The organism is Pedococcus aerophilus, assembly GCF_039532215.1.
GTDB lineage: Bacteria > Actinomycetota > Actinomycetes > Actinomycetales > Dermatophilaceae > Pedococcus > Pedococcus aerophilus.
On record NZ_BAAARN010000005.1, the window covers coordinates 256,024 to 277,142 of the forward strand.

A 21,119-nucleotide genomic window follows, 5' to 3' on the forward strand; every position below is an offset into this window, starting at 1 on the left:
ATGAGTGGACGCCACACCGGGCCGGACGACGCACGCCCGATCCCGCAGCGCGGTGACGCCGACCCCACTGCGACGTGGGAGGACGACCCCGACGACGTGTACGTCGTCGACGTGCGCGGCCGCAAGCAGGGCCGCGGCAGGACGGCAGGCAGCGCCGCAGGCGCGGGCGCGACCGCAGCAGGGTCCGGTCAGGCGGCCACCACGCGGGACGCCCGCGCCACCGACCGGTCACCCCGGACCCCGCGGCGTGCCGCCACCGCCCCGCCTGCGGCACCGCCGGCCGCTCCCCGCGGGACGCAGCCGCGCGAACCCCGAGAGCCGCGGCGTCGCCGCCGCCCGGTGGTCCTGCTGGTGGCCCTGGTCGTCCTCGGCTGGCTGGCGTTCATGGTCCTCACGCCCCTGCACGCGTGGAACTCCGTCACCAAGGTCGACACCGCTCCGGAAGGCGTGCGGCCGCCACAGAGCAAGGGGTACAACTACCTGCTCGTCGGCTCCGACAGCCGCGAGGGCCTCACCGCCGCCCAGCGCAAGGAGCTCACCACCGGCAGCGCCGCCGGGCGGCGCACCGACTCGATCATCCTCGTCCACGTGCCCGCCGGCGGCGGCAAGCCGGCGATGATCTCGCTCCCCCGCGACAGCTACGTGCCGATCCCCGGCAACGGCAGCAACAAGATCAACGCGGCGTTCGCGTTCGGCGGGCCGAACCTGCTCGTCGAGACCGTGGAACAGGTCACCGACCTGCGGATCGACGGCTACGTCGAGATCGGGTTCGCCGGGTTCGCCTCGGTCGTCGACAGCGTCGGCGGGGTCGACATCTGCGTGAAGTTCGACATGAATGACAAGAAGGCAGGCATCAACCTCAAGAAGGGGTGCCAGGTCCTCGACGGCAAGAACGCCCTCGGCTACGTCCGCGCCCGCTACTCCGACCCGCGCGGCGACATCGGACGCGCCGAGCGCCAGCGCCAGTTCCTCGCCGCCATCATGAAGAAGGCGCTCACGCCGTCGACGGTGCTCGTCCCCACCCGCTACTGGAGCTTCACGCACGCGTCTGCACAGGGGCTCATCGTCGGCGAGGACACCTCGATGCGTGACGCGAGCCGGGTGCTCCTCGCGATGCGCGCGGTGTCCAACGACCAAGGCCTGAGCCTCGTCGTCCCGCTGCAGAGCCTGAACTACCAGACCGCCGCGGGGAGCGCCGTCAAGTGGGACACCGAGCGGGCCAAGGCCCTGTTCACCACGCTGCGCGAGGACCAGCCGCTGGAGACGCCCCCGCCCGGCACGGACGGCAAGCCCTCAGGCGGCTGAGTCACCGGGAGCGGCGCTCCGCCAGCTGTTGCCACTGCTCCCTGGTGACCTCGAACCGGTAGCCCCCGAGCTCGGCGCCCTCGACCCCCTGCATGTCCTCGGGAGTGGGGACCGACGCAACGACGGACATGCCGACCTTCGTCATCACCTGCTGGGAGGCGACGTTGAGCGCCATGGTCTCGCCCCAGACGGTGTGGACGCCGAGCTCGGAGAAACCCTTGTCCACCAAGGCTTCCGACAGCTCGGTCGCATACCCCTTGCCCCACGCGTCCCGGCGCAGCCGGTAGCCGAGCTCGACCTCGTCGAGCGGCCCCTCGCGCTCGGGACGCAGGCAGAACCAGCCGATGAAGTCGTCGGACGCCTTCTCGTACCCCGCGAACAGCCCGAACCGTCCGTCCCACCGCTCATAGGCGGCGAGCAGGTTCGGGATCACCTGGTCGCGGACCTCGTCGTCCGTCATCGACGGCTCGCCGCCGGTGAGGAACCGCATCACGGCGGGGTCGCTGTCCAGCTCGATCAGCAGGTCGGCATCGTCCGCGGTGAACTGTCGCAGCACGAGCCGCCGGCTCACGACGTACTCGGTCATGGCGCAAGCATGGGGCCGTGGACCGCTCGCGCCAACCGGGTTTTTCCAGGACTATCCCACGACTACCCGAGGAGCTGGCGGGCCATCACCACGCGCTGGACCTGGTTGGTCCCTTCGTAGATCTGGGTGATCTTGGCGTCGCGCATCATCCGCTCGAGCGGGAAGTCGCGGACGTACCCCGCCCCGCCGAGCAGCTGGACCGCGTCGGTCGTCACCTGCATGGCGACGTCGGAGGCGTAGCACTTGGCAGCCGCACCGAAGAACGGCAGGTCCTTGTCACCACGCTCGGACTTGGCAGCCGCGACGTACACCATCTGGCGGGCGGCCTCCACGGCCATCGCCATGTCGGCGAGCATGAACTGGATGCCCTGGAACTCGGCGATGTGCTTGCCGAACTGCTTGCGCTCCTTGACGTAGCCGATGGCGAAGTCGAGCGCGCCCTGGGCGATGCCGACGGCCTGGGCGCCGATGGTGACGCGGGTGTGGTCGAGGGTGCGCAGCGCGATCTTGAGGCCCTCGCCCTCGGCGCCGACGATGCGGTCGCCGGGGATGCGGACGTTGTCGAAGTGCAGCTCGCGCGTCGGGCTGCCCTTGATGCCGAGCTTGCGCTCCTTCTCACCGAAGGTGAAGCCCTCGTCGGACTTCTCGACGACGAACGCGCTGACGTTGGCGCCGCGACGTCCGTCGGGGTCGGTGACCGCGAGGACCGTGTAGTACTCGGACACACCGGCGTTGGTGATCCACGACTTCTGGCCGTTGAGGATCCAGTCGTCGCCGTCGCGCTTCGCACGGCACTTCATCGCCGCGGTGTCGGAGCCGGCTTCGCGCTCGGACAGTCCGTAGGAGAACGTCGTCCGTCCCTCGGCGAGCGGCGTGAGGTAGCGCTTCTTCACGTCGTCGTTCGCAGCGAGGATCAGCGGCATCGTGCCGAGCTTGTTGACGGCCGGGATGAGCGAGGCGGACGCGTCGACGCGCGCGACCTCCTCGATGACGATGCAGGTGGCGAGCGCGTCAGCGCCGACACCGCCGTACTCCTCGGCGATGTGCGGGGCGAAGAAGTCCGACGCCACGAGGGCGTCGTGCGCCTCCTGCGGGTAGCGCGCCTCCTCGTCGACGGCGGCCGCGTAGGGCGCGATCTTGTCCTCGGAGACCGCACGCACCGCGTCACGCAGCGCCTCGTGGTCCTCGGAGATCCGGAAGAGGTCGAAGTCGGGGTTCCCTGTGCTCACGGGGTCAGGTTACCCGCTGGTATGGCGCCGGGGGCAGCCCCCGGACGTGGGGTGCGCCATACGAGGTGGGGATGCGGACGGGGGCGGAGCGCCTCGGCGCCCCGCCCCCGTTCCCGAACGGCCGGACCGTCCGCCTGACCGTCTGCCTCAGCGGCGGCCGAGGTGCCAGAGGTGACCGTGCTCCTGCTTGTCGACGAGCTCGGGCAGCACCTCGTTCTCGAACAGCGCGATGCCGCTGGTGTCGTAGGCGGCCTCGGCGAAGTAGGTGATCGCGTAGGTCATGCCCTGCTTCTCCAAGCGCTTGAGGGTCTCGATGATCTGCTCGGGCGTGCCCACGGCCGGGCCGCTCGCCGCAGCCTTGACCTGGTCGTCGGCCTTCTCCGGGGTGAGGCCGGCGCGCAGGTACTGCTCGCGGATCCACTCCAGGCGCTGCTGCACCTCGCGGTCGTCGCGACCGATGACGACGTTGTAGTTGGCGCTGCGGACGATCTGGCCGAAGTCGCGCCCGAGGTCGTCGCAGTGTCCCTTGAGGATCTCGCTCTTGTGCGCGAAGCCCTCGGGGCTGCCGTCGAAGTTCGTGTAGTCGGCGTACTGCGCCGCGATCCGCAGGGTCTTCTTCTCACCGCCACCGGCGATCCACATGGGGATGCCGTTGTCCTTGGAGCCGGGGACCGAGGTGCCCTGGAGGGGCTGCGGGCGGCACAGGGCGCCGTCCACCTGGTAGTGCTCGCCCTCGAAGGTCGCCGACCCCGTGGTCCACATCTGGCGGAAGATCTCCACGCCCTCCTCGAGGCGCTTGATGCGCTCCCCGGCGCGCGGGAACCCGTAGCCGTAGGCCAGCCACTCGTGCTCGTACCAGCCGGCGCCGATGCCCATCTCGACCCGTCCCTCGGAGACGATGTCGACGGTCGCCGCGACCTTGGCGAGGTAGGCAGGGTCGCGGTAGCTCATGCAGGTGCACATCTGGCCGAGGCGCACGCGGCCGGTGACCGCGGCGAACGCGGCCATCAGGGTCCACGCCTCGTGGGTGGCCTCCTCGCTGGGCTCGGGCACGGTGTGGAAGTGGTCGTAGACCCAGATCGACGTCCAGTCCTCGTTCGCATCGGCCCGGCGGGCGAGCCCGGCCATGACGCCCCAGTGCTGGGAGGGGTCGATGCCGACGAGGTCCATCCGCCAGCCCTGCGGGACGAACAGTCCGAACTTCATGGCGCTCCTGGGGGTAGTGGTGGCACAGCCACGCCAACCCTAACGGGGCCGGGGCGGACCACCCCGGGGAGATACAGTTCCGGGCGTGAAGATCCTCTCCGTCGTCGGCGCCCGGCCGCAGTTCGTCAAGCTGGCCCCCATCGCCGACGCCCTCCGCGCCGAGGGCCACGAGCACGTCATCGTGCACACCGGCCAGCACTACGACGTCAACATGTCGGACGTCTTCTTCCAGGACCTCGGCATCCCGGCACCGGACGTCCACCTGGCCATCGGGTCCGCCTCGCACGGGCGGCAGACCGGCGCGATGCTCGCCGCGATGGACGAGGTGCTCGAGCAGCACTCCCCCGACTGGGTGCTCGTCTACGGCGACACCAACTCGACCGTCGCCGGCGCGCTGAGCGCCGTGAAGATGGGGATCCCGCTGGCCCACCTCGAGGCGGGTCTGCGGTCGTTCAACCGGAAGATGCCCGAGGAGCACAACCGCGTCCTCACCGACCACGCCGCCGACCTGTGCCTCGCGCCCACGGACGTGGCCATGGACCACCTGCGGCGCGAGGGCCTGGCCGCCAGCAGCGTCCTGGTCGGCGACGTCATGACCGACGTGCTGCTCAAGGTTCGCGACCTCGTCCAGGACCAGGCGCCCCAGCTGCCCGAGGGCGTCCACGCCGACCAGCCGTACCACCTGGCCACGCTGCACCGTGCCGAGAACACCGACGACCCCGCCCGTCTGGGCGCCATCGTCGCGGCGCTGGCCGAGGTCGAGCACCCCGTCGTCCTGCTCGCCCACCCCCGGCTGCGCCAGCGGGCCGGCGAGCAGGGGATCACCTTGGAGCAGGGGTCCATCCGCGTCGCGGACCCGCTGCCCTACCCCGCGCTGATCCGGGCCGCGATGTCGGCCGCCGGCGTCATCACCGACTCCGGTGGCCTCCAGAAGGAGGCCTTCCTCCTGCGGGTCCCGTGCACGACGGTGCGGACCGAGACCGAGTGGACCGAGACCGTGGACCTGGGTTGGAACGCCCTGGCCGGCGATCCCGCCCGGCTCACCGAGGTGGTCGCTCGGCCGGCCCCGAGCGCGACGTCAGAGCAGCCGTACGGCGACGGTCACGCCGCCGGTCGCGCGGTCGCGGCTATCGCCGCTGCAGGACGTCACTGACCGAGCTGACCGCGTGGCGCGCGGACGACGCCAGCGAGGCGTGGTCGGCCGTCCAGGACACGAGGTGCTCCGAGGTCGGCCGCTCCGGGGCGGCCGGGTCGAGCGCGGTCGCGAGCGCTGCCGCCACGTCGGCCACCTCGTAGCCGGGGGCCCACCCCAGCTGCTCCTCGGTGACGAGCTCGTGGCTGGCCCCCTGTCCGGCGAAGACGACCGGCGTCCCGCAGGCCGTGGCGGCGTAGATCTTGGTGGGCTTGGCGAAGTCGTAGCCCATGCCGGGCTTGATGGAGACGAGGGCGGCCCGCGCTCCCCGCAGCATCGCCGCTGCCTCGGCCGGGGGCACCACGCCACGGAAGTCGACGGTGCCCGGCTCGAGCTCGGCCGCGAGGCGCTTGAGGTGCGGCAGGTCGCTGCCCTGACCGAGGAACACCATCCGCGCCCCGGGGTGGGTCTCGTGGAGGACGGCGAGCGCGCGCAGGAAGACGTCGGCGCCCTGCCACTCCGACATCGTGCCGGTGTAGACGAAGTACGGGACCTCGGCCTCGCTGACCTCGCCGTCGGGGGTGAAGACCGTCGTGTCGACGCCGTTGCCGACCACCACGACACGCTGCGGGTCCACGCCGAGGTGGGTCAGCTGGTCCGCGACCCCCGTGGAGACGGCCAGCACGACGGACGCGCCCCGCAGCACCCAGGACTCCACCCGCCGCAGCCCGGCGACGAGCAGGGCCGGGGCGTTGGTGGAGGCGGCCGCGTCGGACCAGACGTCGGCGGCGTAGTAGACGTAGGGCACGCGCTGGAGCGTGCAGACCAGCCGGACGACGAGGCCCGTCGTGGGCGGCGGCTCGCAGACCACCAGCGCAGGTCGGCGCCGGACCAGCAGCCGCAGCGCGGCGGGGACGTCGAAGCTGAGGTACTGCACGTAGCCGCGGACGTTGCCGTTCTCGTCGCGCAGGACCGGCCACCGGCTCACGCGCAGGCCGCCGTCGTCGATGCGCGGCGAGCCCTGGGGCCTGGTCGTGACGACCTCGACGCGGTGTCCGCGCTCGAGGAACGCCTCGGCCAGGACCCTCAACCGGAAGGCCGCAGCGCCCACCTCCGGGGCGAACAGACGACTGACGACGCGCACGGTGAGCTGGGGCACAGGCGGTAGGTTACCGCCGTGAAGATCCTCGTCCTGACCACGTGGTACCCGTCGGTCAGTGACCCGGTCCGGGCCGTCTTCGTCCGCCGCCACGCCCAGGCCCTGGCCCTGCACCACGACGTCACCCTGGTCCATCTCGCACCCGCGGGCACCGTGCCGGTGGCCCATTCCGGGGAGGGGCGGCTGCGCGTCGAGCACGCCGACTCGGCCCTCACCGCACCGCGCGAGCTGCTCCTCGGGCTGCGCGGGGCGCGCCGCCGGGTCCGCCGCGAGCGGCCGGACGTGGTGCACACGATGGGCTTCTCGTCGCTGCTCTTCGGCGCCGTCGCCGCCGGCCGCACCCCGTGGGTGCACACCGAGCACTGGTCGGGGGTGACCGAGCCGCGCTCCGCGGGCCCGATGTGGTTCCGTGCCCGCAGCGCCCGCAACGTGCTGCGCCTGCCGCGCGCCGTGACGGTGGTCAGCTCCGACATGGCCGACAGCGTCCGCGCATTCGCCCGTCGCAGGGCGGTCCACGTCGTCGGGAACGTCGTCGCCCCGGCCACCCCCCAGCCCCGACCGGTCACCGACGACTTCCGGTTGCTGGCGGTCGGCGGGCTGAACGCGATCAAGGACCCGGTGGTGGCGGTGCGCACCGTCCGCGTCCTGCTGGACCGCGGCCACGACGCCCGGCTGCGCTGGGTCGGCAGCGGCCCCCTCGCCGCCGACGTCGAACGCGCTGCCGCCGACCTCGGGATCGCCGAGCGGGTCGAGCTGGTGGGGGCGGTCGACCCGGCTGACCTCGCCGAGCATCACTCCTGGAGCACGGAGTTCCTCCTGCCCACCCGTCACGAGACCTTCTGCGTCGCAGCCGCCGAGGCGCTCGCGCACGGTCGTCCGGTCGTGCTCGGGGCGCGCGGCGGCCAGCGCGACTTCGTCACCCCCGACGTCGGGGCCCTCGTGGCGACGCGCGACCCCGAGGACTTCGCGGACGCCGTGCTCGACGTGCGTTCACGCCTGGGCCAGCAGCCGCCGTCGGTGTTCGCGGCCGGGATCGAGCGCGACTACAGCGCGCCGGCGATCGCGGCGCGGTTCGACGAGGTGTATGCCGCCGTCCCCGGCCTGCGCCCCTGACCACGACCGACCGCGCCCGACCGCCCCCTTCCGAGCAGAGCACCGACCGCGCACTGCGGTCAGCCGCGACGGCGCACGAGGTCTGCGGTGGTCCGCACGTCGGGCCAGGACAGCGCGAGCCACCCCAGCCCGAACGCCACGGCCAGCCCGATCTGGGTCGGCACCCCGAGCTCGCGCGACTGCTCCCACCAGCACAGCAGCCCGGCGACGACGCCCGCGAGCACCAGGCGTCCCCACATCCAGCCCCAGTGCAGCCGCTCGAGCCGCCACGCGATGACGGCGGGGACGACGGCCATGACGAGGGAGCCGAGCAGGTAGCCCACGGCCACCGCCATGACGCCGAACGCCGACACCGTGGTCAACCAGGCGATCAGGCCCACGCACGCCCCGGCGATGCTGGCGACCAGCACCTTGCGGGCGTGCTCCTGCTCGCGGGTGAGCAACGTGTTCGTGGCCCCGATGACGACGTTGAGGACCATCACCGCCACGAGCAGGACCGGCAGGATCGCCGCAGCCTCCTCGAACTCGGCCCGCGGGAAGAACAGCCGGATCAGCGCCGGGCTCAGCAGCATGAGCGGGCCGAAGGTCCCCATGCTGATGACGACCAGGGCCCGGGTCGACAGGTCGGTCTGGCGTCGCACGCCCTCGTGGTCGCCGCGGCCGTACGCTGCGGACAGGCTGGGGAACAGGACGAGGCTGAGGGACCGCGAGACCAGGGAGGCGGGCGTCGCCAGGGCCAGCGCCGCTGCATACGCACCGGCGCCCGAGGCGTCGAAGAACCGGGCCACCACCATGGAGAGCTGGAGGAACCCGCCCACGGCGACGCCGTTGGCCAGGGTGAGCAGGACGAAGCCGTTGATCTCCTTGACCAGCGCGGGGTCCAGCGATCCGCGCACGCGCCCGGGCAGGTTCGCGGCGACGTACACGCCGTACCCGATGATCAGCGGGACCAGGACGAGGTCCTGCGCCCTCCCCCACAGCACGAGCGCGAGCGCGGCCAGCGAGATGGCGGAGGAGACGATGTCCCACACCGTTGCCCGCGGCACCTGCCCGGCGCCGAAGAGGACGCCGCGCAGGAACATGTAGCCCGAGTAGACGATGACGAGCGCACCGGTCAGGAGGCCCTGCCGCCAGTCGAGGTCCAGCAGCCACGGCGCGGACAGCGCGGCCCCGGCGCCGAGGAGCAGTGCCGCGACCGCGGTCCGGCGCACGAGGTGCGCGGTGATGGCCTCGGCGAGGCGCAGGTCGCCGGCGCCGCGGGCGCGCGCCACGAACTTGGTGGCGCTCGAGGCGGCCGCACTGGGCTGGAGCAGGCTGGCGAACAGGGACAGGGAGATCGCGGCGTTCGCGGCGCCCAGCACGACCTTGCCGAGCACGTTGCCCACGAGGACGCTGAACAAGAACCGCACCGCGCCCTGGACGATGATGCCCAGGGTGCTGAGCGCTCCCTGCGCCGCCAGGCTGGTGTCGGCGGCGGCTCCGGGAGCGGGGATGCCGGGACGAAGGTGACGCAGCAGCGGCGTCGGTCCCCGCTCAGGCACGCGCGTAGAGGTGGAACGAGGACAGCAGGTCCACGCCCTGCGGCGGGTCGACCGTCGCCTCGAGCCGCCACTCGGGACGACGCGTGGCGACCCAGCCGGTGAACGCGCGGTGGCGCTCGTGCGGCGACTTCTGGGGCAGGTCGACGTCGGAGCTGCAGACCACGACGTAGCGCTCGGCGCTGTCGAACAGGCGGGTGAGGTAGTCCTCGAAGACGGCGTCCTCGACGAGGTGGAAGAGCACCTCCATGGACAGCGCGAGGTCGGCGCGCAACCAGCCGGCCGGGTCGCTGAGGGTCTCGGGGTCGTACTGCAGGAAGCTCTTGGTGCGGTCCGCAGCGAACAGCGCCGAGCAGCGCTTGATCGCCGAGTCCGACCGGTCCAGCCCGAGGTAGCGGGGGTAGTCGGCCAGGCCGAGCTGGTTGCCGTCGCCGCACCCGTAGTCGACCACCGAGGTCACGCCGAGGTCGCGCACCCAGGCGTTGACGGTGTCGGCCTTCCACTGCGCCGCAGCGCCGTACGAGCCGGACCCGGAGGTGCCGCCCCTGGCGTAGCGACGCTCCCAGTAGTGCCTGCTGCCGCGGAACACCGCACGGCGCGCCGCGACACCGGGCTTGCTGGTCGCAGCCCGGACGGCACGTTCACGCAATCCCATGGCGGTCACCCTACGGGTGGGAGCGCCGCGACCGGTCCATCCGGGTCCACGGGCTGCCGGCTCAGTCGATGCCGACGGTGGTGCCGCTCTTGGCCGACTCGATGCACGCCTCGGCCACGCGCACCGTGGTCAGGCCCTGCTCCATCGTGACGATGTCGGCGTCCTTGCCGAGCACCGCGTCACGGAAGCTCTCGTGCTCCACGCGCAGCGGCTCGGGCTTGGCGATGGCGTACCGGATGACGTCACCCTCGGAGACCCCGCGGAACTTCGCGATGGCGTCCCAGGTCGTGGCGATCTCACCGTTCGCGTGGAAGGTCAGGTCGGCCGAGAGGGTGTCGGCGACGAAGGTGCCCCGCTCCCCCGTGATGATCGTGACGCGCTCCTTGAGCGGGGACAGCCAGTTCACGAGGTGGCTGGTCACCGTGCCGCCGCTGAGCTGCCCGACCACTGCCACGAGGTCCTCGTGCTCGCGGCCGGACTTGTATGCCGTGCGCGCGGACACCGAGGTGTAGGTCTGCTGGGTCACCCAGGCCGTCAGGTCGATGTCGTGCGTCCCGAGGTCCTTGACCACGCCCACGTCGGCGATGCGGGCGGGGAACGGACCCTGGCGTCGGGTGGTCACCTGGTATACGTCGCCGAGCTCGCCGGCCTCGAGGCGCGCGCGGGCGCTCTGCAGGGCCGGGTTGTAGCGCTCGATGTGGCCGACGGCCCCGACGAGACCGGCGTCCTTGAACGCCTTGGCCAGCCGGACGGCGGACGGGGTGTCCTGGGCCAGCGGCTTCTCGATGATCGCGTGGACCCCGGCCGCGGCCAGGGCCAGCCCGACCGGCTCGTGGTAGACCGTCGGGACGGCGACCATGCAGTAGTCGAGCCCGTGCTTGATCAGACCCTCGATGGAGTCCTCGAGCGGGCGGTCGCCGGCGACGCCGTGGGCGTCGCCGCCCGGGTCCGCCACGGCCACGAGGTCGACCCCCGGCAGCGAGCCGAGGACGCGGGCGTGGTGGCGCCCCATCATGCCGAGTCCGATGAGCCCGGCGCGCAGGTTCGCCATCAGGCACCTGCCTTGGCGAGGGCGTTGACGCCGGTCACGATCCGCTCGAGGTCGTCCTGGCTCAGCGACGGGTGGACCGGCAGCGAGAGGCACTCGGCGGCGGCCTTCTCCGTCTCGGGGAGGTCGACGCTCCCGTCGCCGACGAACGGCGCAAGGCGGTGGTTCGGCACGGGGTAGAACATGCCCGACCCGATGTTGTGCTCCTCGCGCAGCGCGGCGGCCAGGCCGTCACGGTCCTGCGGGACGCGCACGGTGTACTGGTGGTAGACGTGCACGGCGCCATCGGCGACCGGCGGGGTGGTGACGCCCTCAAGGTTCGCCGTGAGGAACGCCGCGTTCTCCTGGCGCTGCTTGGTCCAGGCGCCGACCTTGGTCAGCTGGACCCGTCCGATGGCGGCGTGGATGTCGGTCATGCGGGTGTTAAAACCGACGACCTCGTTGTGGTACTGCTTCTCCATGCCCTGGTTGCGGTAGAGCCGCATGAGGCGCTCGACCTCGTCGTTCGCGACCGAGACCATGCCGCCCTCACCGGAGGTCATGTTCTTCGTGGGGTAGAGCGAGAACATCGCGAAGGTGCCGAAGGCGCCGACCGGGGTGCCGTTGAGCGATGCGCCGTGGGCCTGGGCCGCGTCCTCGTAGACCTGCAGGCCGTGCTTGTCGGCGAGGGCCATGAGCTGGTCCATCTTCGCGGGGTGGCCGTAGAGGTGGACCGGCATGATGCCGACGGTGCGGTCGGTGATCGCGGCCTCGACCGAGGCGGGGTCGAGGCAGAAGTCGTCGGCGGAGATGTCGGCGAAGACCGGCGTGGCCCCCGTGAGCGCGACGGAGTTGGCCGTGGCGGCGAAGGTGAACGACGGGACGATCACCTCGTCACCGGCCTTGACGCCGGAGGACAGCAGCCCGAGGTGCTGGCCCGAGGTGCCGGAGTTGACTGCGACACAGGCGCGGCCGAGACCGAAGTGCGCGGAGAACTCCTCCTCGAAGGCCTTGACCTCCGGGCCCTGGGCGAGCATTCCGCTGCGCAGGACGCGGTCGACCGCCTCGCGCTCCTCGTCGCCGATGAGCGGCTTGGCAGGGGGGATGAACTCGGTCATGGTGCGACGGCCTCCGTCAGGGTGTTGTCGTGCTCGGTGTACTGCTCTCCGGTCCGCGGGCAGACCCACGTGCCGGAGTCGTCCTGCTCGAGGGGCACGCCCGCCTTGCCGACCCAGCGGATCCGCCTGGCCGGGACACCGGCCACGAGGGCGAAGTCGGGGACGTCCTTGGTGACCACGGAGCCGGCGGCCACGAGGGCCCAGCGTCCGATGGTCACCGGGGCGACGCAGACGCTGCGGGCGCCGATCGAGGCACCGGTCCGGCAGGTGACGCCGACCGCCTCCCAGTCGTCCCCGGTCTTGAGCGAGCCGTCGGGGCTGACGGCGCGCGGGAAGTGGTCGTTGGTGAAGACCACGGCCGGTCCGACGAAGACGCCGTCCTCCAGCAGGGCCGGCTCGTAGACCAGGGCGTAGTTCTGGAGCTTGCAGTTGTCGCCCATGCGGACGCCGGTGCCGACGTAGGCACCGCGGCCGACGACGCAGTTCGCACCGAGGACAGCGCCCTCACGCACCTGGGCCAGGTGCCAGATGGACGAGCCGTCACCGATGCTCGCGCCCTCGGCAACGTCTGCGGAGTCGACGATGCGGACCGCCACGGTCAGCCCACCTGCTCGGCCTGGCCGACGACGAGGAAGCGCACACCCTCGAAGCGCTCGCGGTCCAGCACCCGGCGGCCGTCGACGACGACCTGCACGTCGGGGAAGTCCTTGGCGGACAGCTCCCGGTAGTCGGCGTGGTCGGCCTGGACGACGACGACCTCGACCGGGTCACCGAGGGAGTAGGCGTCCCAGCCGAACTTCGCGAGCTCCTCGGCGGTGTACATCGGGTCGTGCACCACGACGTCCGCACCGGCCTCGCGCAGCGCGTCGACCGTGGCGAACACCCCGGAGAACGCCGTCTCCTTGACGCCACCGCGGTACGAGGCACCGAGGACGGCGACCTTCTTCCCGCTGAGGCTGCCGCCGGCAGCGCCGACGGTGAGACCGACGGTGTAGGCCGGCATCGCGGCGTTGGCCTCGCGGGCCGCGCGCACGACGGTCGCGTCGGGGTCGTTCCACAGGTAGAGCCGCGGGTAGACCGGGATGCAGTGGCCACCGACGGCGATGCCGGGACGGTGGATGTGGCTGTACGGCTGGGAGTTGCTGGCCTCGATGACCTGGAAGACGTCGATGCCGTTCTTGGCGGCGAACGCGCCAAACTGGTTGGCCAGGCCGATGTTGACGTCGCGGTAGGTCGTCTCCGCGAGCTTGGCCATCTCGGCGGCCTCCGCGCTGCCGAGGTCCCAGACACCGTTGCCGCGCTCGAGGTCGGGGCGCTCGTCGAACTGCAGCACCTGCTCGTAGAACTCGACGGCCTTCGCCGCACCCGCCTCCGACAGCCCACCCAACAGCTTGGGGTACTTGCGCAGGTCGGCGAAGACCCGACCGGTGAGGACGCGCTCCGGGGAGAACACGAGGTGGAAGTCACTGCCCTCGACGAGGCCGCTGCCCTCCTCCAGGCGCGGCTTCCAGCGGGTGCGCGTGGTGCCGACGGGGAGGGTGGTCTCGTAGACGACGAGCGTGCCGGGCTTGAGCCCGCGGGCGATGTCATCGGTCGCGGAGTCCATCCACCCGAAGTCGGGGCGGGCCTCCTCGTCGACGAACAGCGGGACGACCACGACGACCGCGTCGCTCTGGGAGACGGCGTCGGCGGTGTCGGTGGTGGCCACCAGGCGCCCGTCGCGGACGGTCTCGGCGAGGTACTCGGCGAGGTGCGCCTCACCGGGGAAGGGCTCGGTCCCGGCGTTGACCAGGTCGACGACCGGCTGGCTCACGTCCGCGCCGAGCACGTCGTGCCCGGACCTGGCGAACTGCACGGCCAGGGGAAGGCCGATCTTGCCGAGGCCGACTACGGTGATCTTCACGGTGTTCCTTCAGGGTTGGGGTCCGCGGACGATCTTAGGGCTTCCCCGAGAACCCGCAGGAACGCCCCGAGGCGACCGCGACGACCGCCCGGCACGAGCCCCCGGCCCCGCCGGCCGTCCACCGTACGAGCCTTGCGCCTGCGCGCGAACCTGTGATGCTGGCCTCCATGACCCTGAAGCACCAGAACGACCCCGAGCTGATCCGTGAGCTGTTGGCCGACCCCGGTATCTGGGTCGTCGTCGGCCTCTCCAACAACCAGGACCGGGAAGCCTTCGGCGTGTCCCGCTGGCTCAAGGTCGAGCTCGGCAAGGGCATCATCCCGCTGCACCCGTCCGCCGAGGTGGTGCACGGCGAGCAGGGGTACGCCTCGCTGGCGGACATCCCGGACGGCACCGACATCAAGGTCGTCGACTGCTTCGTGAACTCCGAGCACGTGGGCGCCGTGGTGGACGACGTGATCGCGCACAAGGACCGGCTGCTCATCGACGCGATCTGGATGCAGCTGGGCGTCACCGACGAGGCCGCAGCCGACCGCGCCCGCGCAGCAGGCCTCGGTGTCGTCATGGACACCTGCCCGCGCATCGAGTGGCGCGGCGTCAGGTCCTCGGGAATGGGTCGCTGACCGCAGCTCACCACCCGCAGTGCTGTTGGGGCGCCACGATCGGCCCGTCCGGCTCGGTCGCGGCGCCCCTGCAGCACCAGGACGGTATGGCGCGGGGTTCAGCAGGCCTTGAGCTTCAGGGCTGCGTCGGACACCATCGCGGTGCCGCCGAGCGCGGTGATCTTCGTGGCTCCCAGGCGCTTGATCTCGGCGCGGGTGGCGGCCGGGACGCAGTCCTTCCTGGTCAGCAGGACGGGACGACCACCGAACCACCGTGCGACCGCCGATCCCGAGAGCGCGTCCGGGAACTGCAGCCCGTTGGTCAGCAGCACCTCCTTCGCGCTGGTGAACGACGCGGCCGACACGTTCGCCGCGGTGGCGAACCGGTCTGAGCCCCCGATCCGCGTGACGGGGACACCGCTGCCGACGGCGGTCTTCACCGCGGACACGACGCCGTTGGAGATCGCGCCCGTACCGCCGAGGACGACGACCGCCGAGGGCTTCACCCTCTTGAGCGCCGCAGTGGTCTCGGCCGGCAGCTTCGTCCCGGCGGTCAGGAGGAGGAACCCGCCTCGGACGCCCGCCGCCGCACCGCCACCGAGCGCGTCGGGGAACGTCGTCCCGCTCGCGAGGTAGACGGGCACCCCCGTGATCTCGGGGTCGAAACCGATGGTGAGCTCGGACGCGGTGTCGTACCGGTTGGCACCGCTGACCTGGTAGACGACACCCGAGGCGTCGACGTGCTCGTAGATCTGGTCGATCATCCCGCCGCTCACCGACGCGGGACCTCCGACCACGACGACGCGCTGCGTGCCGAGCCGGTCCAGCTCGGCGGCGACCACGCGCGGCAGCGTGCCGGTCGGCGGCACGAGCAGGAGCGGCGCCTGGACCAGTGCCGCGAACGGACCTGCACCGAGGGCATCGGGGAAGTTCAGGCCGGACGCGACGACGACGAAGTCCTGGGGCGGCGCGAAGTTGGCCTTGGAGATCGCCACGGAGGTGGCGTAGCGGTTCGCCCCCGCCAGCCTCGAGTAGGTGGTGGCCGTCGCCGCCGTCGGCGTGACTTCGGAGGCCGCGGCACCGGCCGACGGGGCAGCGGTTGCCGCCGTCGCACCGACGGCGAGCAGGGCGCTGGTGACCAGCGCGGGGACGGACAGACGGGCACGGAGCACGGCAGAGCCTCTCTGGGTGGGGGTTGGTTCAGCAGGCCTTGAGCTTCAGGGCTGCGTCGGACACCATCGCGGCACCGCCGAGCGCCGTGATCTTCGTGGCCCCGAGGCGCGCGATCTCGGCGCGGGTGGCGGCCGGGACGCAGTCCTTCCTGGTCAGCAGGACGGGACGTCCGCCGAAGGCGGGGGCCACGGCCGAGCCGGACAGGGCGTCGGGGTACTGCAGCCCGTTGGCGAGGAACACCTCGTTGGCCGAGGTCAGGGTGGCCGCCGAGACCTTGGCCGCGGTGTCGTACCGGTCGGTGCCGCCGATCCGCGTGACCGGCACGCCCGACCCCACGACGTTGCGGACGGCCGTCAGGACCGAGCCCGAGATGGCGCCGGTTCCGCCCAGCACGACGACGTTGGACGGCTTGACCCGGCGCAGGGCCGTGGCCGTCTCGGCAGGCAGCTTCGTGGGGGCGGTGAGGAGCAGGAAGCCCCCGTCGAGGGCAGCCGCGGCCCCTCCACCGAGCGCGTCGGGGAAGGTCGTCCCGCTGGACAGGTAGACGGGGACGTCGGTCAGCGGCACCTCGAAGACGTCGGTGAGCTGGGCTGCGGTGTCATAGCGGTTGGCGCCCGCGAACTGGTAGCTGAGGCCGCTGGTCGACTGGGCCTCGATCTGCCGGACCATGCCGTCGCTCACCGAGCCGGGGCCACCCACGACGATGACGTCCTTGGTCTTGAGCCGCTTGAGCTCGGCCGCGACGCTCGAGGGCAGCTTGCCCGTCTGCGGCACGAGGAGCAGGGGCGCCTGGACCAGGGCCCCGAACGGACCCGCGCCCAGCGCGTCGGGGAAGTTCTGGCCCGAGGCGACGATGACGTACTCCTGCGGCGGCGCGAAGTGCGCCTTGCTGATCGCGACCGAGGTCGCGTAGCGGTCGGCGCCCGACAACCGTGCCGTCGTGAGCGCCGCCGCGGCCGCAGCCGTCGACGCGCCGGCCAGCGCGACGTCGTCGCGGGAGGTGGCCGTCAGCGAGAGGGTGCGCGCGTCCTTGGCCCCGGTCTGGGCCCCAGTCTGGGCACCCTTCTTGGCGTCGGACTGGTCCGAGGCCGCAGCCGTCGCGGTGGTGGACCCGAGGGCGAGCAGGGCGCTGGCGACGAGCGCGGGGACGGCGAGGCGGGCAGGGCGCATGGGGCAGGACTTTCTCGGTCGAGGAGACCCGTGACCGGGTCGGTGGCACGCACCGTAACCCCACGTTGCGGGACAAATCCCCCGTCCCGGAAATCTCTGACCGGACGGCTGACCCGTCAGCCGGTGGTGCTGCGCCGCTCCCGGAGGGCGGCGCCCTTGGCGTGGGCCTGGTCGCGCAGGTCGCCCTGGAAGGCCACCATCGCCGAGCGCAGACGGGATGCGAGCTCGCCCTCCCCCGCCGCGAGGATCCGGGCGGCGAGCAGGCCGGCGTTGCGGGCCCCGCCGATGGACACGGTGGCGACCGGGACCCCGGCCGGCATCTGGACGATCGACAGCAGGGAGTCCATGCCGTCGAGGTGCTTGAGCGGCACCGGCACGCCGATGACCGGCAGCGGCGTCACCGCGGCGAGCATGCCGGGGAGGTGGGCCGCTCCCCCGGCGCCGGCGATGATGACGCGCAGCCCGCGGTCAGCGGCCTGCTGCCCGTAGGCGATCATCTCGTCGGGCATGCGGTGCGCCGAGACGACGTCGGCCTCGAACGGGATGCCGAACTCCTCCAGTGCTCCGGCGGCGAGCTCCATGACGGGCCAGTCGCTGTCGCTGCCCATGACGAGCCCGACCAGCGGGGCGGTGGTGGGGCTGTCGCTCATTCGGTGATCACTCCTGCGAGGTAGTCGGCGGCGTGCCCGGCCCGCTCGCGCAGCTCGGCGAGGTCGCCGCCGCTGACCGTGACGTGACCGATCTTGCGGCCCGGACGGACCGCCTTGCCGTAGAGGTGCACCTTGAGACCGGGGTCCCTGGCCATGATGTGGCGGTAGGCCGGGTAGAGCTCCGGGTAGTCCCCGCCGAGGACGTTCGCCATCACGGTGTGCGGCTCGCGTGGCGTCGGCGCCCCGAGGGGCAGGTCCAGCACCGCCCGCAGGTGCTGCTCGAACTGCCCGGTGACCGCGCCGTCCATGGACCAGTGCCCGCTGTTGTGCGGGCGCATGGCCAGCTCGTTGACGACGTATGCCGCCGCGCCGGTCGCGGGGTCGCGCACCTCGAACATCTCCACCGCGAAGACCCCGGTCACCCCGAGCTCCTCAGCGATGCGCAGCCCGGCCGCCGTGGCGACGGCCGCGAGGTCGGGGTCGAGGTCGGGCGCGGGGGCCAGGACCTCGGTGCAGATCCCGTCGGTCTGCACGGTCTCGACGACCGGCCAGGCAGCGGCCTGGTTGCTGGGGCTGCGGGCGATGAGGACGGCGAGCTCGCGGACGAAGTCGACCTTCTCCTCGAGCAGCACGCCGTCGGCGAGGGCACCGGGCCGGCCGACCTGCTCGAGCCAGTCGGCGACGTCGTCGGCCGAGTCGATGACGCGAACACCCTTGCCGTCGTAGCCGCCTCGCGGCGTCTTCGCCACGACCGGCCAGCCGATCCGGTCACCGAAGGCGGCGACCTCCGCGGCGTCGACCGCTCGCTCCCACGACGGGCACGCGACGCCGATGGTGGTCAGCCGCTCGCGCATGGCCAGCTTGTCCTGGGCGAAGTGAAGCGCGTCGGGGCTCGGGTGCAGCGGTACGCCCTTGGCCACGAGGGCGTCAAGCACGTGCGGCGGCACGTGCTCGTGGTCGAACGTCACGACGTCGCACTCCGCGGCGAACGCCAGCACCGCGTCGATGTCGGTGTGGTCGCCGACCGGAGCCGACGGGATCACCTGCGCCGCAGCGGCGTCCGGCGCCTCGGCGAGGACGCTCAGGGTGAGGGAGAGCTCGGCTGCGGGGCCGGCGCACATCCGGGCGAGCTGGCCGCCACCGATGATGCCGACGACGGGGAACCCTCCGGGGGCGCGCTGCGGTGAGGTCACGTCGACGACGATATCGGTCTCCTCCGTAGGGCCGAGCCCGTGGTGCTGAGCACGCGCCGTACGACGTCGCTCGATAGGCTCCGCTGGTGTCTGCGCCCCCCTCCGTCCTCACGCGCCTGCGCGGGACGATCGACGTCCTCTACCGCGAGATGATCAAGTTCGGGGTCGTGGGGGCCGTCGCCTTCGTCATCGACCTCGGTGGGTTCAACCTCCTGCGCCGCACCGTCCTGCAGGGCACCGGCGACTGGGTGCTCTCGCACGCGGTGGTCGCCACGATCATCTCCGCGGCCGTCGCCACCGTGGTGGCGTGGATCGGCAACCGGATGTGGACGTTCCGCCACCGGCGCAACCGTCCGGTGCACCACGAGGCGCTGCTCTTCGCGCTGACCAACGGGGTGGCCCTGCTGCTCCAGGCGTTCTGCGTCGGCGTCACCAACCAGCTCGTCGCCGGGGAGACCGGCTGGGTCGCCGAGAACCTCGCCAAGATGATCGGTATCGCGCTCGGGACGTTGTTCCGGTTCTACGCCTACCGCAAGTTCGTGTTCAGCCACGAGCCGCTCGAGGACACCTCACCGCTGGCCGACTGAGGTCGTCAACCGACCCCGTCGACAAACCAGACGGACGGTCAGTCGGACTCGCTGAGGAACAGCGCGAAGATCGCCGGCTGGGCCTGGATGAGCTCGAGTCGACCACCGTTGGACTCGGCGAGGTCGCGGGCCAGCGCCAGCCCGAGGCCGGTGCCGCTCGTCGTGACCGAGCGCTCGAAGATGTGCGGCGCGATGGCGGCGGGCACACCGTCACCCTGGTCGCTGACCTCGACGACGACGGACGGACCCGACCGACGGGCGTGCACGTCGACCGTGCCGCGACCGTGGGCCAGGGAGTTCTCGAGCAGCGTGGACAGCACCTGCGAGAGCGCCACGGGGGTGGCCTGGACGACCAGGCCGCGCTCGCCGTGGACGCGCACGCTGCGACGCGCCTGCTCGAACGCCGGCTGCCACTCGCGCTGGAGCGCAGCGATGACCGAGTCGAGCGACACGGTCGCCTTGGGCTCGTCGCCGCCCCGGCGACGGGTGCGCGACATCAGGTCGTCGACGACGCGGGTGAGGCGCTCGACCTGGGCGATGGCGATGTTGGCCTCCTCCTGCACGACCTCGAGGTCGTCGGTGGCGGCGATCTCCTCGAGACGCATGAGGAGCGCGGTCAGCGGCGTGCGCAGCTGGTGCGAGGCGTCGGCAGCGAAGTCGCGCTCCGAGGCCAGCGACTTCGTGAGGGTCTGGGCGCTGCGGGACAGCACCTGGGAGACCTGGTCGAGCTCGGCGATGCCGGAGTGCAGCGGCTGGATGCGGGACTCACCGGCACCGAGGCGCTCGGCCCGGTCGGCGAGCTGAGTCATCGGCCGCGACAGCCGACGTGCCTGCTGGATGGCGACGAACACCCCGACGCCGAGGGCGAGCACCGCCAGGGCCACCACGACTCCACCCAGCCGCAGCGAGGTGGCCGTGGGGGTGCCGTCGGCGAGCCACTGCCCGACGATCCCCCGCCCGGCGACGGTGGCCTGCCAGATGGCGAGCGCCACCGGCACCATGGTGATGACGATCGCGAGCCCCACGGCCAGGACCGTGGAACGGATCAGCTGTTGACGCATGTCAGGCGCTCAGACCTCGTCGCCGCGCTCGAAACGGAAACCGACACCGCGGACGGTCGCGATGTAGCGGGGCTGGGCAGCGTCGTCACCGAGCTTCCGGCGCAGGACGGAGATGTGCATGTCGAGCGTCTTGGTCGACCCGAACCACGCCGTCTCCCAGATCTCGCGCATGAGCTGCTCGCGGGAGACGACCTTGCCCTGCTCGCGGACGAGGACGCGCAGGAGGTCGAACTCCTTGGCGGTGAGCTGGAGCTCCTCCTCCTGGAACCAGGCGCGGCGACCCTCGGGGTCGATGCGGACCAGCTCGTTCGCGGACGGGGCGTCGGTGGGGTTGCGGCGCAGCAGGGCCCGCACACGGGCCAGCAGCTCGGCGAGCCGGAACGGCTTGGTGACGTAGTCGTCGGCACCGGCGTCGAGGCCCACCACGGTGTCGACCTCGTCGGCGCGCGCGGTGAGGATGAGGACGGGGACGGTGCGTCCCTCGGCGCGGATGCGACGGCAGACCTCGAGCCCGTCGACGTAGGGAAGACCCAGGTCGAGGACGACGAGGTCGGGGTTCTCCGCGGAGGCCTCGAGCGCCGCACGTCCGTCTGCGCGGACGTCGACGTCGTAGCCCTCTCGTCGCAGCGCACGGGCGAGCGGTTCGGAGATGGCGGGGTCGTCCTCGGCCAGCAGCACACGGGTCATGGGGTGATCGTAGGGAACGACGGAC

21 protein-coding genes are annotated in these 21,119 nt (G+C 71.9%); 5 read left to right on the forward strand and 16 right to left on the reverse strand.

The window, feature by feature from the left end; all coding sequences use genetic code 11:
• Entirely contained in the window at positions 1 to 1,305 is a 1,305-nt protein-coding gene (locus ABD286_RS17770) for an LCP family protein (RefSeq protein WP_344195953.1), read from the forward strand.
• 1 nt (position 1,306) lies between these two features.
• Here ABD286_RS17770 and ABD286_RS17775 read toward each other — a convergent pair whose 3' ends face one another.
• The 3 genes from ABD286_RS17775 to ABD286_RS17785 all read right to left on the reverse strand — a co-directional run bounded on the left by ABD286_RS17775 (position 1,307) and on the right by ABD286_RS17785 (position 4,326).
• Entirely contained in the window at positions 1,307 to 1,891 is a 585-nt protein-coding gene (locus ABD286_RS17775; RefSeq protein ID WP_344195955.1) for a GNAT family N-acetyltransferase, read from the reverse strand.
• A gap of 62 nt (positions 1,892 to 1,953) precedes the next feature.
• Positions 1,954 to 3,120, reverse strand: a complete 1,167-nt coding sequence (locus tag ABD286_RS17780) for an acyl-CoA dehydrogenase family protein (RefSeq protein WP_344195957.1) — start codon at positions 3,118 to 3,120, stop codon at positions 1,954 to 1,956.
• A 147-nt stretch (positions 3,121 to 3,267) separates the two neighbouring features.
• On the reverse strand, positions 3,268 to 4,326 hold the full coding sequence (locus tag ABD286_RS17785; protein WP_344195959.1) for an LLM class F420-dependent oxidoreductase: 1,059 nt from the start codon (positions 4,324 to 4,326) through the stop codon (positions 3,268 to 3,270).
• An 85-nt stretch (positions 4,327 to 4,411) separates the two neighbouring features.
• Here ABD286_RS17785 and wecB point away from each other — a divergent pair, with 85 nt between their 5' ends.
• Positions 4,412 to 5,479: a non-hydrolyzing UDP-N-acetylglucosamine 2-epimerase gene (gene wecB, locus ABD286_RS17790; RefSeq protein ID WP_344195961.1), complete on the forward strand. Its 1,068-nt coding sequence runs from the start codon at positions 4,412 to 4,414 to the stop codon at positions 5,477 to 5,479.
• Here wecB and ABD286_RS17795 read toward each other — a convergent pair.
• A complete protein-coding gene (locus ABD286_RS17795; RefSeq protein WP_344195963.1) occupies positions 5,454 to 6,617 on the reverse strand; it encodes a glycosyltransferase family 4 protein in 1,164 nt (387 codons plus the stop codon). The genes wecB and ABD286_RS17795 overlap by 26 nt on opposite strands.
• 18 nt (positions 6,618 to 6,635) lie before the next feature.
• Here ABD286_RS17795 and ABD286_RS17800 point away from each other — a divergent pair, with 18 nt between their 5' ends.
• On the forward strand, positions 6,636 to 7,730 hold the full coding sequence (locus ABD286_RS17800) for a glycosyltransferase (protein WP_344195965.1): 1,095 nt from the start codon (positions 6,636 to 6,638) through the stop codon (positions 7,728 to 7,730).
• Between the two features lie 59 nt (positions 7,731 to 7,789).
• Here the strand turns inward: ABD286_RS17800 and ABD286_RS17805 are convergent, their stop codons facing one another.
• The 6 genes from ABD286_RS17805 to ABD286_RS17830 all read right to left on the reverse strand — a co-directional run bounded on the left by ABD286_RS17805 (position 7,790) and on the right by ABD286_RS17830 (position 13,971).
• Entirely contained in the window at positions 7,790 to 9,271 is a 1,482-nt protein-coding gene (locus ABD286_RS17805; protein WP_344195967.1) for a lipopolysaccharide biosynthesis protein, read from the reverse strand.
• The gene (locus ABD286_RS17810; protein WP_344195969.1) at positions 9,264 to 9,923 is read right to left on the reverse strand and encodes a methyltransferase domain-containing protein; all 660 of its coding nucleotides are present in this window, start codon (positions 9,921 to 9,923) and stop codon (positions 9,264 to 9,266) included. Before ABD286_RS17810 ends, ABD286_RS17805 begins: the two co-directional genes overlap by 8 nt.
• A gap of 61 nt (positions 9,924 to 9,984) precedes the next feature.
• Positions 9,985 to 10,974, reverse strand: a complete 990-nt coding sequence (locus ABD286_RS17815) for a Gfo/Idh/MocA family protein (protein WP_344195971.1) — start codon at positions 10,972 to 10,974, stop codon at positions 9,985 to 9,987.
• Entirely contained in the window at positions 10,974 to 12,068 is a 1,095-nt protein-coding gene (locus ABD286_RS17820; RefSeq protein ID WP_344195973.1) for a DegT/DnrJ/EryC1/StrS family aminotransferase, read from the reverse strand. Before ABD286_RS17820 ends, ABD286_RS17815 begins: the two co-directional genes overlap by 1 nt.
• On the reverse strand, positions 12,065 to 12,664 hold the full coding sequence (locus ABD286_RS17825; protein WP_344195975.1) for an acyltransferase: 600 nt from the start codon (positions 12,662 to 12,664) through the stop codon (positions 12,065 to 12,067). Before ABD286_RS17825 ends, ABD286_RS17820 begins: the two co-directional genes overlap by 4 nt.
• Positions 12,665 to 12,666: 2 nt before the next feature.
• Complete coding sequence (locus tag ABD286_RS17830; protein ID WP_344195977.1) at positions 12,667 to 13,971, reverse strand: nucleotide sugar dehydrogenase; 1,305 nt, start codon at positions 13,969 to 13,971, stop codon at positions 12,667 to 12,669.
• Positions 13,972 to 14,138: 167 nt separating this feature from the next.
• On the opposite strand from ABD286_RS17830, the gene ABD286_RS17835 reads away from it, so the two are divergent.
• The gene (locus ABD286_RS17835; protein WP_344195979.1) at positions 14,139 to 14,594 is read left to right on the forward strand and encodes a CoA-binding protein; all 456 of its coding nucleotides are present in this window, start codon (positions 14,139 to 14,141) and stop codon (positions 14,592 to 14,594) included.
• A 98-nt stretch (positions 14,595 to 14,692) separates the two neighbouring features.
• Here ABD286_RS17835 and ABD286_RS17840 read toward each other — a convergent pair whose 3' ends face one another.
• The 4 genes from ABD286_RS17840 to ABD286_RS17855 all read right to left on the reverse strand — a co-directional run bounded on the left by ABD286_RS17840 (position 14,693) and on the right by ABD286_RS17855 (position 18,759).
• Positions 14,693 to 15,745 carry a cell wall-binding repeat-containing protein gene (locus ABD286_RS17840; protein WP_344195981.1) on the reverse strand — a complete coding sequence of 351 codons (1,053 nt, stop codon included), beginning with the start codon at positions 15,743 to 15,745 and terminating at the stop codon, positions 14,693 to 14,695.
• A gap of 28 nt (positions 15,746 to 15,773) precedes the next feature.
• Entirely contained in the window at positions 15,774 to 16,916 is a 1,143-nt protein-coding gene (locus tag ABD286_RS17845) for a cell wall-binding repeat-containing protein (RefSeq protein WP_344195983.1), read from the reverse strand.
• Positions 16,917 to 17,032: 116 nt separating this feature from the next.
• Positions 17,033 to 17,566, reverse strand: a complete 534-nt coding sequence (purE, locus tag ABD286_RS17850; protein WP_344195985.1) for a 5-(carboxyamino)imidazole ribonucleotide mutase — start codon at positions 17,564 to 17,566, stop codon at positions 17,033 to 17,035.
• A complete protein-coding gene (locus ABD286_RS17855; RefSeq protein WP_344195987.1) occupies positions 17,563 to 18,759 on the reverse strand; it encodes a 5-(carboxyamino)imidazole ribonucleotide synthase in 1,197 nt (398 codons plus the stop codon). Before ABD286_RS17855 ends, purE begins: the two co-directional genes overlap by 4 nt.
• A gap of 86 nt (positions 18,760 to 18,845) precedes the next feature.
• Between ABD286_RS17855 and ABD286_RS17860 the strand changes: the two genes are divergently transcribed.
• Positions 18,846 to 19,346 carry a GtrA family protein gene (locus ABD286_RS17860; RefSeq protein WP_344195989.1) on the forward strand — a complete coding sequence of 167 codons (501 nt, stop codon included), beginning with the start codon at positions 18,846 to 18,848 and terminating at the stop codon, positions 19,344 to 19,346.
• 38 nt (positions 19,347 to 19,384) lie between these two features.
• Here the strand turns inward: ABD286_RS17860 and ABD286_RS17865 are convergent, their stop codons facing one another.
• A complete protein-coding gene (locus ABD286_RS17865) occupies positions 19,385 to 20,407 on the reverse strand; it encodes a sensor histidine kinase (RefSeq protein WP_344195991.1) in 1,023 nt (340 codons plus the stop codon).
• A 9-nt stretch (positions 20,408 to 20,416) separates the two neighbouring features.
• Positions 20,417 to 21,094: a response regulator transcription factor gene (locus tag ABD286_RS17870; RefSeq protein WP_056917463.1), complete on the reverse strand. Its 678-nt coding sequence runs from the start codon at positions 21,092 to 21,094 to the stop codon at positions 20,417 to 20,419.
• Between the last annotated feature and the right edge of the window lie 25 nt (positions 21,095 to 21,119).